Below are 12,585 nucleotides of genomic sequence, written 5' to 3'. Positions count from 1 at the left end.
GAATCTTCCCGTTCGCCCTTTTTGGGCCCGATCCACGCTTGACGAGCAACCGGGCCGGTGCATTGGAAACCTTGTCGGTGAACGCCATCTGCTCCAGACGCTTGGGCGTCACGGTCATTGACGACGCCACCGCGTCGAACTTGCGCGCCAGCAGCGCCGGGTTCATGCCGTCCCAGCTGCCTGATGGCCATGGCCCAGCCGTTGTTGCGTGATGGCACGCATGGATTGTGCGATCGGCCAACGGCAGGATTTCGCCCGTTCCATTTTATTTCGAGTTCTGCTTCACGCCATCGATCCAGGCGGGATTCAGTTGCGTCTGAGCCGTCTCGATGCCCAGCGCTTCCATCCGCGCCTTGTGCTGATCCATCTCGCGGGTCAATTGGCTGTGATCACTGGAGTTGCCGTCCAGCTCGTGCATCTGGCTCAGCCCCAGATGGTAGAAACGCAACAGCTTCATGGCCGTCGGATCCTCCTTCTCCACCGCCGCCGTCACCTGATGCATGACGTTGGTGATGCTCATCAGGCTGCGCTTGAGCTGCCAGCCGTAAACCGCCGGGGCCATCCATGGCTGGGTCCAGAACGTGCCGCGCATCAGCGCGGCCATCAGCAGCACCGACACAAACACGCCGCCGACGTTAAATCGCAGATTGTCGCCACCGGGTTCGCCGAACAACGCCACCGCCGTGCTGGACAATACCATCGCCAGGGCCAGGAATATCAAGGCTATGATTATCGTGCTGCGTCGCGTCTGGCTTCGATAGCGTTCGGGGTTCTGCGGCTGGATTTCGAACATCGCGACGGGGTTCCTTGAGGGCATGGCTAAAAAGGCTGCGGGGCATTATCGCCTCTGCAGGGGATTTAGCTATGCTGGGGCTCCATTTCATCTTTTCATCATCAAACGGGGAAATGGCGATACAGCGCAGTTCGTGCCATCTTCTTTCATGGATACATACTATTCGGATGCCATTTGCCTGTATGAACGGCATCGTTTTAAGGATCATTGAATGACCCAACGACAAGTAATCAACGCCTCGGTCAGCCCAAAAGGCAGCCTGGAAACCCTTTCTCAACGTGAAGTACAGCAACTGAGCGAAGCCGGATCCGGCAGCACCTACACCTTATTCCGCCAGTGCGCCCTGGCCATCCTCAATACCGGCGCCCATGTCGATAACGCCAAAACCATCCTCGAAGCCTACAAGGACTTCGAAATCCGCATTCACCAGCAGGACCGCGGCGTACGCCTGGAACTGCTGAACGCCCCGGCCGACGCCTTCGTTGACGGCGAAATGATCGCCAGCACCCGCGAAATGCTCTTCAGCGCCCTGCGCGACATCGTCTACACCGAAAACGAACTCGACGCCCAACGCATCGACCTGAGCACCTCCCAAGGCATCAGCGACTACGTGTTCCACCTGCTGCGCAACGCCCGCACCCTGCGTCCCGGCGTCGAGCCGAAGATCGTGGTGTGCTGGGGTGGCCACTCGATCAACACCGAAGAATACAAATACACCAAGAAAGTCGGCCACGAACTGGGCCTGCGCAGCCTCGACATTTGCACCGGTTGCGGTCCTGGTGTGATGAAAGGCCCGATGAAAGGCGCGACCATCGCCCACGCCAAACAGCGTATCCACGGCGGCCGCTATCTCGGCTTGACCGAGCCGGGCATCATCGCCGCCGAAGCGCCCAACCCGATCGTCAACGAACTGGTGATCCTGCCGGACATCGAAAAACGTCTGGAAGCCTTCGTCCGTGTCGGCCACGGCATCATCATTTTCCCGGGCGGCGCCGGCACGGCCGAAGAGTTTCTGTACCTGCTCGGCATCCTGATGCACCCGGACAATGCTGGCCTGCCCTTCCCCGTGGTCCTCACCGGACCGAAAAATGCCGCGCCGTATCTGGAGCAACTGGACGCGTTTGTCGGTGCCACGCTGGGTGAGACGGCGAAGCAGCACTACGAGATCATCATCGATGACCCGGCCGAAGTCGCGCGTCAAATGACTCAAGGCCTCAAGGCGGTCAAACAGTTCCGCCGCGAGCGCAATGACGCGTTCCACTTCAACTGGCTGCTGAAGATCGACGAAGGCCTCCAGCGCCCGTTCGATCCAACCCACGAAAACATGGCCAACCTGAAACTGAGCCGCAACCTGCCGGCCCACGAACTGGCCGCCAACCTGCGCCGCGCGTTCTCCGGCATCGTCGCCGGCAACGTCAAGGACAAGGGCATCCGCCTGATCGAAGAACGTGGGCCGTACCAGATCCGTGGCGATGCCGCGGTGATGCAACCGCTGGATCAACTGCTGAAGGCCTTCGTCGCCCAGCACCGGATGAAACTGCCAGGTGGCGCGGCGTATGTGCCGTGTTATCAAGTGGTGGCGTAACTCGGCTAGAGGTCATTGATCACAAAGACAGCCAAGCGAGCAAACTCTACGTCGCTGAAAACCGCCCTGAGTTCGGTTCGAAGTATCAGCGTTATTGATCAACGACTTTGCGCCGCCCGAAACAAGAAACCCCGGGGAGATCCGATCTCCCCGGGGTTTCTTAGTAATAGCGGCGGCTACAGGGGCGGCGTTGTTGTGAGGCGAGCGGCGAGCGCCTTGGCCTGGCTCGCCACGTCAGTCACCGCCGTGCTTTCCCACCACATGCCGCGCAACGGTGGACCCATGGCGAACAGACGGCTGGCGACGTGTTCATCGGCGCCCAACACCGCGCCATCGACCGCCGCCGCAATCCCCAGCGCCAACGGCCCCGGCCGGACAAGTCCGCGCGCCAGCAGTTGTTGTGGCAGCGGTCGAGCGACCCGGCGCCAGTCATACTCGATGCCGCTGGAGTTGATCAATGCCGCGCCGCTGACAATGGTAGTTTCTGCTTCACCCCGACGCCGAATGCGGATGCTCACGGCTGCGTCCGCTGAAGGCTCCAGCCCTTTGAACGACGCCGCCTGAATCCGCAATCGGCCTTCCTTGTGCAGCCGCTCCACCCGTTCGGCACTCAACGGCGGCGAGCGGTGGTGATGACTTTCCCACCACGGCCGCACATGCCGCACGAACTGCCGACGTTGCACGTCCGTCGCCTGATTCCACAAGCGGCCGATGTGCGCCCGCACGGTGTCGAGTGGCGCCTGCCAATCGATGCCTTGAGCGATGGCGTCCCGGCAATGCCGACGCAGTTCGCGCACCAGTTGTCGCGGTGTGCGAATTTTTTGGTCCTCTGCGAGAAAGTCTGCCCAGGCCGGAGGTTGCCGACGCACGTGAGGCAGCAAGCCATGCCGGGAAAACACTTCGATCGGCCCGCGATGCCCGGCCTGTTCCAGCGACACCACGGCATCGACCATGGTCAGGCCCGAACCGATGATCAGCACGGTCGACTGCGGATCGAGCTGCTGCATGGCCGCGACGTCCCACGGATCAAGCGCGAAGGCGTTCAAGCCGCTGGACTCGGTCTGTGCCGTACGCGCAGCGGGAAACATTCCCGTGGCCAACACCGCATAAGCGCCCTGCAAGTGTTGCCCGTCGCTCAAGGTCAGCAACACAGCAGCGTCGCGCATTTGCAGGTCAACCACCTCAGCCCGCACATGCTCCACCGTTGACCCGTTCAGCGCCCCCACCGCTTGCGCCTGAGCCAGGCGCTGCTGGACGTACAGGCCGAAAATCCCCCGAGGCGGGAACAATTCGCTGACCGGCACATGTTGTTCGTCAGACTCCGGCCAGCCGCCGGCCGCGATGTAATCGGTCAGCCATTGGGTCAGGTCGTCGGCGTTGTCCGGGTCGACGCTCATCCGCGCCGCATTGCCGTTGAGCGTATGGCCTAATTCGACCGCGCTGTACGCCTCGCCCCGTCCCAGCTCGGCGCGGGGTTCGATCACCAGCACCTGGCGTTTGCCCGGCAGGTGCAGCAACTGCGCTGCCAGCATTGCACCGCTGAGGCCTCCGCCGACGATCAGGATGTCCGCGTGGCGGATGGCGTCGTTGGCCTGTCCGCTTTGGGTTTGAGTCATGGCGTTCTCACTGATCAATGTTTCATCTCAAAAAGAGCCTGGACGATAATAGGCGCCAAACCCACGAAAGGTTCCGCCCGACCGATGGCGAGCACACCATACCCCGCCTACCGCCGACGTGCAGGATGGAATCGGATAGCCAGGCAGGCGCAGGTTGCGCGCGGTGTCTTTATCGAAACGGACACAGGCTTCAAAGGCTCCGGCATTTTTACTTTTTGATTCGGAGAAAGCGTTGCCGAACCGGTTTTGCGGGATCTGGCCGAGGGTCGAGTCAGCAGCGGACGCAATCAGTTAGATCACCACGTTTCGCACAAACCGCGTCGCCGCCAACCCATCGTTGCGATAGGCGTGGGGCTGATTGCTGGCGAACATGTAGAACTCGCCGGCAGCGATCTCATGTGATGCATCACCCAGCACCAGCGTCAGGCAGCCTTCGAACACATAGATCTGCTCACTCCAGCCCTCGGCGTCCGGTTGCGACGGGTAAATTTCCCCCGGTTGCAGGCACCATTCCCATTGTTCCACCTCACGGATGGCGGAGGCTTTGGACAATAAAACGGCTTTGCTGCCAGGAATCGTCCCGGCCCAGGCTACTTCGTTGATGCGGCTCGGGTCGCGTGCATCCGGGGCCTGGATCAGGTCGCTGAACGCTACGTCCAACGCTTCGGCCACGCGGTCGAGGGTGGTCAGGCTGACGTTCTTTTCGCCGGCCTCGATGGCCACCAGCATCCGGCGGCTGACCCCGGACCTTTGCGCCAGAGTCGCCTGACTCATGTCGGCGGCGTGGCGCAAGCGTCGAACGTTCTGGCTGACGTGCTGGAGGACCGAAGCCCGCGGCGTAGAATCTTTGTGCACTATATTGCTCACTTGATGGGGCTGGGCAGTATACTGCGCAACATTCGGCGCATTGTGCGTCCCCCTCAGGTAGCGCGCAAGGTCATGACGTCGGTGAATACCCCTCAAACTTCCTCCCGTTTCTCGCGGTTCAGCAAGGCCGAGTGCGTGCTGGTGCTGATCACCATGGTCTGGGGTGGCACCTTCTTGCTGGTGCAACATGCGATGACCGTCAGCGGGCCAATGTTTTTCGTCGGTCTGCGTTTTGCCGCGGCGGCGATCATTGTTGCGCTGTTTTCCTGGCGTCATCTGCGGGATCTGACGCTGTTCGAACTTAAGGCTGGGGCCTTTATCGGCGTGGCGATCATGCTTGGCTATGGATTGCAGACCGTCGGGTTGCAGAGCATTCCCAGCAGTCAGTCGGCGTTTATTACTGCGTTGTACGTGCCCTTCGTGCCGCTGCTGCAATGGCTGGTGCTGGGGCGGCGTCCGGGGTTGATGCCGAGCATCGGGATCATGTTGGCGTTTACCGGGTTGATGTTGCTGTCAGGACCTGCCGGCGCGTCGCTCAATTTCAGCCCGGGTGAAATCGCCACGTTGATCAGCGCCGTGGCGATTGCGGCGGAGATCATTCTGATCAGCACCTATGCCGGCCAGGTCGATGTGCGACGGGTGACGGTGGTGCAATTGGCGGTCACCTCGGCGCTGGCATTTTTGATGGTGGTGCCGACTCAGGAAAGGATTCAGGACTTTTCCTTGCTGCTGTTATTCAGCGCGTTGGGCTTGGGCGCGGCCAGTGCGGCGATTCAAGTGGCGATGAATTGGGCGCAGAAGAGTGTTTCGCCGACCCGGGCAACACTGATTTATGCCGGTGAGCCGGTGTGGGCCGGGATTGTCGGGCGGATCGCGGGTGAGCGGTTGCCGGCGATTGCGCTGGTGGGTGCGGGGTTGATTGTGGCGGCGGTGATTGTCAGTGAGTTGAAGACCAAGGGTAAGGCTGCTACGGCTGAGGAAGAGTTGGGGCGGGAAACACAAGGTTAAGCCGCAGTGATTGCGGCGCCTGATAGATAGCTTGGAAACAATGAAAAATAGGAATTTTCCGTCTACCTCGTAGAACTCTGCGACAGCTTGGCGTTTGGTGATCCGGGAACTGGCACGTATGATGCTTTACAAACTTCCGCAGATTAGAAGCCTATGTCCCTGATAGTTCTACTACTTCTGCCTTTTATCGGCAGCTGTCTGGCAGCCTTGCTGCCGCACAATGCGCGTAACACCGAATCTTTGTTGGCGGGTCTGGTTGCCTTGATAGGCACCGTACAGGTCGCACTGCTGTACCCGCACATCGCCGATGGCGGGGTGATCCGCGAAGAATTTTTCTGGTTGCCCAGCCTGGGCTTGAACTTCGTCCTGCGCATGGACGGGTTCGCCTGGCTATTCTCGATGCTGGTGCTGGGTATCGGCACGCTGGTTTCGTTGTACGCCCGCTACTACATGTCGCCGGACGATCCTGTGCCACGGTTCTTCGCGTTTTTCCTGGCGTTCATGGGGGCCATGCTTGGACTGGTGATCTCCGGCAACCTGATCCAGATCGTGTTTTTCTGGGAGCTGACCAGTCTCTTTTCATTCCTGTTGATCGGTTACTGGCACCACCGCGCCGATGCGCGACGCGGTGCATATATGGCGCTGATGGTCACCGGCGCAGGCGGTTTGTGTCTATTGGCGGGGGTCATGCTGCTCGGCCATGTGGTCGGCAGCTATGACCTGGACACAGTCCTGGCCGCCGGCAATCTGATTCGCGCACACGCCCTCTACCCAATTCTGCTACCCCTGATCCTGATCGGCGCCCTGAGCAAAAGCGCGCAATTCCCCTTCCACTTCTGGCTGCCCCACGCCATGGCGGCGCCGACACCGGTCTCGGCCTATCTGCACTCGGCAACCATGGTCAAGGCCGGGGTCTTTCTCCTCGCACGGCTGTGGCCGTCGCTGTCCGGCAGTGAAGAATGGTTCTACATCGTCAGCGGCGCCGGTGCCTGCACCCTGCTGCTCGGTGCGTATTGCGCGATGTTTCAGAGCGACCTTAAAGGTTTGCTGGCCTACTCGACCATCAGCCACCTGGGCCTGATCACCCTGCTGCTGGGCCTGAACAGTCCGCTGGCCGCTGTGGCCGCGGTGTTCCACATTCTCAACCACGCCACGTTCAAGGCTTCGCTGTTCATGGCCGCCGGGATCATCGACCACGAAAGCGGCACCCGGGACATTCGCAAACTCAGCGGCCTGATCAAGCTGATCCCGTTCACGGCCACTCTGGCCATGGTCGCCAGCGCGTCCATGGCCGGTGTGCCGCTGCTCAACGGCTTCCTCTCCAAAGAGATGTTCTTCGCCGAAACAGTGTTCATCAATGCCACGGCCTGGATCGAGATGACGCTGCCCATCGTCGCGACCATCGCCGGTACCTTCAGCGTCGCCTACTCGCTGCGTTTTACCGTCGACGTGTTCTTCGGCCCGACCGCCACCGACTTGCCGCACACCCCACACGAGCCGCCACGCTGGATGCGCGCGCCGGTGGAGTTGTTGGTATTCGCCTGCCTGGTCGTGGGGATTTTCCCGGCGCAGGTGGTCGGCCCGGTGTTGGCCGCGGCGGCCCTGCCAGTGGTGGGTGGCACCTTGCCTGAATACAGCCTGGCGATCTGGCACGGCTGGAACGCGCCGATGATCATGAGCCTGATCGCCATGGCCTGCGGCATCGTGCTTTATCTGCTCTTGCGCAATCAGCTCAAACACGGGCGTTTCAAGTACCCGCCGATCATTGGCCGGTTCAACGGCAAGCGCCTGTTCGAGCGCAGCCTGGTGATCATGATGCGCCTGGCCCGTCGTCTCGAGCGGCGGATCAGCACCAAGCGCCTGCAAACCCAATTGTTCCTGGTGGTGCTGGCGGCCGTGTTGGCCGGGTTGATCCCGATGCTCCACAGCGGCCTGAGCTGGGGCGACCGGCCGAGGATTGCGGGTTCGATGGTGTTCGTGACCCTCTGGCTGCTGGCGATTGCCTGCGCCCTCGGCGCGGCATGGCAGGCCAAGTATCACCGTCTCGCGGCCCTGACCATGGTCAGCGTCTGCGGCCTGATGACCTGCATCACCTTCGTCTGGTTCTCGGCACCGGACCTGGCGCTGACGCAATTGGCGGTGGAGGTGGTGACGACCGTGTTGATCCTCCTCGGTCTGCGCTGGCTACCTCGACGAATCGAAGAGGTGTCGCCGTTGCCGAGCAGCCTGCGCAAGGCACGCATCCGCCGTCTCCGCGACTTGCTGCTGTCGACCGTGGTCGGTGGCGGCATGGCGTTGCTGGCCTACGCAATGCTGACGCGCCAGACCCCGAACGATATTTCCTCGTTCTACCTCAGCCGTGCGCTGCCCGAAGGCGGTGGCAGCAACGTGGTCAACGTGATGCTGGTGGACTTCCGCGGCTTTGACACCCTCGGTGAAATTACCGTGCTGGTGGCCGTGGCCCTGACCGTATTCGCCCTGCTGCGACGCTTCCGTCCGCCAAAAGAAAGCCTGCAGTTGCCAGCCCAGCAACGTCTGCTGGCACCGGACGTGGTGACTGATTTGGTCAACCCGCGTCACGCCAGCGATACCGCGCTCGGCTTCATGATGGTGCCGGCGGTGCTGGTTCGCCTGCTGCTGCCGATCGCGTGTGTGGTGTCGGTCTACCTGTTCATGCGCGGCCACAATCAACCAGGCGGCGGCTTTGTCGCAGGTCTGGTGATGTCGGTCGCGTTCATTCTTCAATACATGGTCGCTGGCACCCAGTGGGTCGAGGCGCAGATGAGCCTGCGACCGCTGCGCTGGATGGGCACCGGGTTGCTGTTCGCCACGGTTACCGGCCTCGGGGCGATGGCGGTCGGTTACCCATTCCTGACCACCCACACCTGGCATTTCGAACTGCCGGTGTTCGGTGACATTCACATCGCCAGTGCACTGTTTTTCGACATTGGCGTGTACGCCGTGGTGGTCGGTTCGACCCTGTTGATCCTCACCGCGCTTGCTCACCAATCGGTACGGGGTCACAAGACCGCTGCCCTGCCCAGATCCGTCGCCACTCAAGGAGCCGTCTGATGGAAGAAGTCATCGCAGTCGCCATCGGCGTGTTGGCCGCGTCCGGGGTCTGGCTGATCCTGCGACCACGGACGTTTCAAGTGGTGATGGGCCTGTGCCTGCTGTCCTATGGCGTCAATCTGTTCATTTTCAGCATGGGCAGCCTGTTTATCGGCAAGGAGCCGATCATCAAGGACGGCGTACCGCAAGATCTGCTGCACTACACCGACCCGCTGCCGCAAGCGCTGGTGCTGACCGCCATCGTGATCAGCTTCGCCATGACCGCGCTGTTTCTGGTGGTGCTGCTGGCCTCCCGGGGCCTGACCGGCACCGACCATGTGGATGGCCGGGAGCCTAAAGAATGAATCTGATGCCGCACCTGATCGCTGCACCGATTCTGCTGCCGCTGCTGACCGCTGCCGTCATGTTGATGCTGGGGGAAAGACACCGTCCGCTGAAGGCCAAGATCAACCTGTTTTCCAGCCTGGTGGGGTTGGGCATTGCCGTGCTGTTATTGCAATGGACTCAGGAGACGGGCGTCCCCGGCGCCATCGGCGTGTACCTTCCGGGCAACTGGCAGGCGCCGTTCGGTCTCGTGCTGGTGGTCGATCGTCTGTCGGCGCTGATGCTGGTACTGACCGGGATCATCGGCGTCAGCGCCCTGCTGTTCGCCATGGCCCGCTGGGACGGCGCCGGTTCGAGCTTCCACGCGCTGTTCCAGATTCAGATGATGGGCCTGTATGGCGCGTTCCTGACCGCTGACCTGTTCAACCTGTTTGTATTCTTCGAAGTATTGCTGGCGGCTTCTTACGGCCTGATGCTCCACGGTTCGGGTCGGGCGCGGGTGTCGTCGGGGCTGCATTACATCTCGATCAACCTGCTGGCCTCGTCACTGTTTTTGATCGGCGCGGCGCTGATCTACGGCGTCACCGGCACCCTGAACATGGCCGACCTGGCGCTGAAAATTCCGCTGGTGCCCGAAGCCGATCGCGGCCTGCTGCATGCCGGCGCCGGGATTCTGGCCGTGGCGTTCCTGGCCAAGGCCGGGATGTGGCCGCTGAACTTCTGGCTGGTGCCGGCCTATAGCGCGGCGAGCGCGCCGGTGGCGGCTATGTTCGCGATCATGACCAAGGTCGGCGTCTATACCTTGCTGCGTCTGTGGACCTTGCTGTTTTCCGGCCAGGCAGGGGCGTCGGCGTACTTTGGCGGCGACTGGCTGATCTACGGCGGCATGGCGACCATCGTCTGCGCCGCTGTGGCGATTCTCGCCGCACAACGACTGGAGCGCCTGGCCAGCCTGAGTATTCTGGTGTCGGCCGGGATTCTGCTGTCGGCCATCGGTTTCGCCCAGCCGAACCTGATCGGCGCGGCGCTGTTCTACTTGGTCAGCTCGACCCTGGCGTTGAGCGCGTTGTTCCAGTTGGCCGAGTTGATCGAGCGTTCGCGTTCGGCCAATGAAATGCCGTTGTTCGATGACGGCGACCTGCTTCCACGTCCGATGGAATCGTTGCAGCCGCCCAAAGGCATCAACCTCGATGACGAACAGAAAGCCGTGGTCGGCCAGGTGATTCCCTGGACCATGGCGTTCCTTGGGTTGAGTTTCATTGCCTGCTCACTGCTGATCATCGGCATGCCACCGCTCTCGGGATTCATTGGCAAACTGGGCTTGCTCAGCGCCCTGCTCAATCCGCTGGGCCTGGGCACTGGCAGCGATGGGCCGATTTCGAACGCCGCATGGGGCTTGCTCGCGCTGCTGATTCTCTCCGGCCTGGCGTCGCTGATTGCCTTCTCGCGTTTGGGCATCCAGCGCTTCTGGACACCCCAAGAGCGGCCGTCGCCGTTGCTGCGACCTTTCGAATGCGTGCCGATCATTGCGTTGCTCGGCTTGAGCATAGCGCTGACCTTCAAGGCTGAACCGCTGCTGCGCTACACCCAGGCGGCCGCCCAAGCCTTGAACAACCCACAGCAATACGTGATGGCGGTGCTCGGTACCCGTGCGATTCCAAGCCCGGAAGCCAGAGCCGCAGTAGTGGAGGTCACGCCATGAAGCGTCTGTTTCCTGCGCCCTGGTTGTCGCTGGCCCTGTGGTTGCTGTGGCTGGTGCTGAACCTGTCGATGAGCCCCGGCAATCTGCTGCTGGGCGCGGTGCTGGGGTTCTGCGCACCGTTGATGATGCGCAAGCTGCGGCCACTGCCGATTCGTATTCGTCGGCCGGGCGTGATTGTAGGTTTGTTCTTTCTTGTCGGGCGCGATGTGGTGGTGTCCAACCTCGCCGTAGCCTGGAGTGTGCTCAACGCCGGTCGTCGTCCACCGCGTTCGCGCTTCATCAAGGTGCCGCTGGACTTGCGTGATGCCAATGGCCTGGCCGCGTTGTCGATGATCTGCACGGTGATTCCCGGCACCGTGTGGTCGGAGCTGGCACTGGACCGCAGCATTCTGCTGCTGCATATCTTCGATCTGAATGACGAAACGCTGTTCATCCAGCACTTCAAGGCGACCTACGAGCGCCGCTTGATGGAGATCTTCGAATGAGCGACTTGCTGTCGAACGCGATCCTGCTGAGCCTGTTCATCTTTTCGCTGGCGATGCTGCTGACCCTGATCCGGCTGTTCAAGGGGCCGTCGGCCCAGGACCGGGTTCTGGCGCTGGATTACCTGTACATCATCGCAATGCTGATGATGCTGACGCTGGGCATTCGTTATGCCAGTGACACTTACTTCGAGGCAGCGCTACTGATTGCGTTGTTCGGTTTCGTCGGCTCGTTTGCCCTGGCGAAATTCCTGCTGCGTGGCGAGGTGATCGAATGAGCGCGGAACTGTCTCTGTGGGTGGAAGTTCCGGTGGCGATCCTGCTGGTGTTCGGCAGTGTGTTTGCACTGATCGGCGCCATTGGCCTGGTGCGGATGAAGGATTTTTTCCAGCGCATGCACCCGCCGGCGCTGGCGTCGACATTGGGTGCCTGGTGCGTGGCGCTGGCCTCGATCATTTACTTTTCGGCGCTCAAGTCCGGGCCGGTTTTGCATGCCTGGTTGATTCCGATTCTGTTGTCACTGACGGTGCCGGTGACCACGCTGTTGCTAGCGCGGGCGGCGCTGTTTCGCAAGCGCATGGCGGGAGATGATGTGCCGGCCGAGGTGAGCAGTCGGCGCACGGAAAACGGGAGTTAGGCGCCAAAAAATCAGATCCAGGCAACGGCCAGCAAACCCGCCCCTAACACCACGCACAACGGCGAATAAGCCCAGGTGTCGAGCTTGGAAAACTTCGAATCCTTCACCTGTTTGAAGAACCCTATCAGATGCGAATCGCCGATCGCCCTGGCGAACATCAGCATCGCAATCGCACTGATCACCCATTGCAGCGACCAGTGATCCACCGTCGGCAGATACAGGCCGACCCGCAAGCACACCAGCATCGCAATCAGCAGCAACCCGACCGCCACCAGCAACGTGGCAAAGCCTGAAGGCTTGAAGGCCGGCCTGGGTTCCCCGCCGTCCTGTGCCGACATTCGCGGGACCGCCGCCTCGCTACCCAACGTGCCACCCGCCGCCCAGTACAGGTGGATCAGGCTGATCAACAGGAAGATGGCAGCCATCCATTGCGCGATCAATAGGCTCATGTTCGGACTTCCAGCGTGAAATGTCGCAGCAGAATGAACTTCCTTGAACG

The 12,585-nt window shown here is 61.4% G+C and carries 12 protein-coding genes and 2 pseudogenes; 8 read left to right on the top strand and 6 right to left on the bottom strand.

Going from position 1 to position 12,585, the window contains the following annotated elements; translation table 11 throughout:
- Positions 1-25 precede the first annotated feature (25 nt).
- Positions 26-190: pseudogene (locus tag ACXPVS_RS13775) on the bottom strand (transporter substrate-binding domain-containing protein); the annotation flags it as partial.
- A 75-nt stretch (positions 191-265) separates the two neighbouring features.
- On the bottom strand, positions 266-793 hold the full coding sequence (locus ACXPVS_RS13770) for a DUF3087 domain-containing protein (RefSeq protein ID WP_458510422.1): 528 nt from the start codon (positions 791-793) through the stop codon (positions 266-268).
- Between the two features lie 211 nt (positions 794-1,004).
- Here ACXPVS_RS13770 and ppnN point away from each other — a divergent pair, with 211 nt between their 5' ends.
- Positions 1,005-2,378 carry a nucleotide 5'-monophosphate nucleosidase PpnN gene (gene ppnN, locus ACXPVS_RS13765; protein WP_458510421.1) on the top strand — a complete coding sequence of 458 codons (1,374 nt, stop codon included), beginning with the start codon at positions 1,005-1,007 and terminating at the stop codon, positions 2,376-2,378.
- A 176-nt stretch (positions 2,379-2,554) separates the two neighbouring features.
- Here ppnN and ACXPVS_RS13760 read toward each other — a convergent pair whose 3' ends face one another.
- The 3 genes and pseudogenes from ACXPVS_RS13760 to ACXPVS_RS13750 all read right to left on the bottom strand — a co-directional run bounded on the left by ACXPVS_RS13760 (position 2,555) and on the right by ACXPVS_RS13750 (position 4,849).
- The gene (locus tag ACXPVS_RS13760; protein ID WP_458510420.1) at positions 2,555-3,994 is read right to left on the bottom strand and encodes an FAD/NAD(P)-binding protein; all 1,440 of its coding nucleotides are present in this window, start codon (positions 3,992-3,994) and stop codon (positions 2,555-2,557) included.
- Positions 3,995-4,153: 159 nt separating this feature from the next.
- Positions 4,154-4,282: pseudogene (locus tag ACXPVS_RS13755) on the bottom strand (SfnB family sulfur acquisition oxidoreductase); the annotation flags it as partial.
- A 3-nt stretch (positions 4,283-4,285) separates the two neighbouring features.
- Complete coding sequence (locus tag ACXPVS_RS13750; RefSeq protein WP_458510419.1) at positions 4,286-4,849, bottom strand: helix-turn-helix domain-containing protein; 564 nt, start codon at positions 4,847-4,849, stop codon at positions 4,286-4,288.
- A gap of 15 nt (positions 4,850-4,864) precedes the next feature.
- On the opposite strand from ACXPVS_RS13750, the gene ACXPVS_RS13745 reads away from it, so the two are divergent.
- From ACXPVS_RS13745 to ACXPVS_RS13715, 7 genes are all read left to right on the top strand, one after another.
- Positions 4,865-5,869, top strand: coding sequence for a DMT family transporter (locus ACXPVS_RS13745; RefSeq protein WP_458510474.1), 1,005 nt, complete (start codon positions 4,865-4,867; stop codon positions 5,867-5,869).
- A 153-nt stretch (positions 5,870-6,022) separates the two neighbouring features.
- The gene (locus ACXPVS_RS13740; protein WP_458510418.1) at positions 6,023-8,941 is read left to right on the top strand and encodes a monovalent cation/H+ antiporter subunit A; all 2,919 of its coding nucleotides are present in this window, start codon (positions 6,023-6,025) and stop codon (positions 8,939-8,941) included.
- The gene (locus ACXPVS_RS13735; RefSeq protein WP_348130662.1) at positions 8,941-9,285 is read left to right on the top strand and encodes a Na+/H+ antiporter subunit C; all 345 of its coding nucleotides are present in this window, start codon (positions 8,941-8,943) and stop codon (positions 9,283-9,285) included. The genes ACXPVS_RS13740 and ACXPVS_RS13735 overlap by 1 nt, the downstream gene beginning before the upstream one ends.
- Entirely contained in the window at positions 9,282-10,967 is a 1,686-nt protein-coding gene (locus ACXPVS_RS13730; protein ID WP_458510417.1) for a monovalent cation/H+ antiporter subunit D, read from the top strand. The genes ACXPVS_RS13735 and ACXPVS_RS13730 overlap by 4 nt, the downstream gene beginning before the upstream one ends.
- Complete coding sequence (locus ACXPVS_RS13725) at positions 10,964-11,452, top strand: Na+/H+ antiporter subunit E (protein ID WP_458510416.1); 489 nt, start codon at positions 10,964-10,966, stop codon at positions 11,450-11,452. Before ACXPVS_RS13730 ends, ACXPVS_RS13725 begins: the two co-directional genes overlap by 4 nt.
- Entirely contained in the window at positions 11,449-11,727 is a 279-nt protein-coding gene (locus ACXPVS_RS13720) for a K+/H+ antiporter subunit F (RefSeq protein ID WP_458510415.1), read from the top strand. Before ACXPVS_RS13725 ends, ACXPVS_RS13720 begins: the two co-directional genes overlap by 4 nt.
- On the top strand, positions 11,724-12,086 hold the full coding sequence (locus tag ACXPVS_RS13715) for a Na+/H+ antiporter subunit G (RefSeq protein WP_458510414.1): 363 nt from the start codon (positions 11,724-11,726) through the stop codon (positions 12,084-12,086). The genes ACXPVS_RS13720 and ACXPVS_RS13715 overlap by 4 nt, the downstream gene beginning before the upstream one ends.
- Before the next feature lie 11 nt (positions 12,087-12,097).
- On the opposite strand, the gene ACXPVS_RS13710 is transcribed toward ACXPVS_RS13715, so the two are convergent.
- Positions 12,098-12,535 (bottom strand): DUF3995 domain-containing protein, encoded by a 438-nt coding sequence (locus ACXPVS_RS13710; protein WP_458510413.1) that lies wholly within the window; start codon positions 12,533-12,535, stop codon positions 12,098-12,100.
- Positions 12,536-12,585 lie beyond the last annotated feature (50 nt).

Source organism: Pseudomonas sp. Ma2-10, assembly GCF_054330215.1.
This window is presented reverse-complemented; position numbering and strand designations above follow the sequence as displayed.

What these genes read in the sequence shown, in the direction of transcription:
- ACXPVS_RS13770 (WP_458510422.1), bottom strand. Translation starts at nt 793, where the DNA reads ATGTTCGAAATCCAGCCGCAGAACCCCGAACGCTATCGAAGCCAGACG.
- ppnN (WP_458510421.1), top strand. Translation starts at nt 1,005, where the DNA reads ATGACCCAACGACAAGTAATCAACGCCTCGGTCAGCCCAAAAGGCAGC.
- ACXPVS_RS13760 (WP_458510420.1), bottom strand. Translation starts at nt 3,994, where the DNA reads ATGACTCAAACCCAAAGCGGACAGGCCAACGACGCCATCCGCCACGCG.
- ACXPVS_RS13745 (WP_458510474.1), top strand. Translation starts at nt 4,865, where the DNA reads ATGGGGCTGGGCAGTATACTGCGCAACATTCGGCGCATTGTGCGTCCC.
- ACXPVS_RS13740 (WP_458510418.1), top strand. Translation starts at nt 6,023, where the DNA reads ATGTCCCTGATAGTTCTACTACTTCTGCCTTTTATCGGCAGCTGTCTG.
- ACXPVS_RS13735 (WP_348130662.1), top strand. Translation starts at nt 8,941, where the DNA reads ATGGAAGAAGTCATCGCAGTCGCCATCGGCGTGTTGGCCGCGTCCGGG.
- ACXPVS_RS13730 (WP_458510417.1), top strand. Translation starts at nt 9,282, where the DNA reads ATGAATCTGATGCCGCACCTGATCGCTGCACCGATTCTGCTGCCGCTG.
- ACXPVS_RS13725 (WP_458510416.1), top strand. Translation starts at nt 10,964, where the DNA reads ATGAAGCGTCTGTTTCCTGCGCCCTGGTTGTCGCTGGCCCTGTGGTTG.
- ACXPVS_RS13720 (WP_458510415.1), top strand. Translation starts at nt 11,449, where the DNA reads ATGAGCGACTTGCTGTCGAACGCGATCCTGCTGAGCCTGTTCATCTTT.
- ACXPVS_RS13715 (WP_458510414.1), top strand. Translation starts at nt 11,724, where the DNA reads ATGAGCGCGGAACTGTCTCTGTGGGTGGAAGTTCCGGTGGCGATCCTG.
- ACXPVS_RS13710 (WP_458510413.1), bottom strand. Translation starts at nt 12,535, where the DNA reads ATGAGCCTATTGATCGCGCAATGGATGGCTGCCATCTTCCTGTTGATC.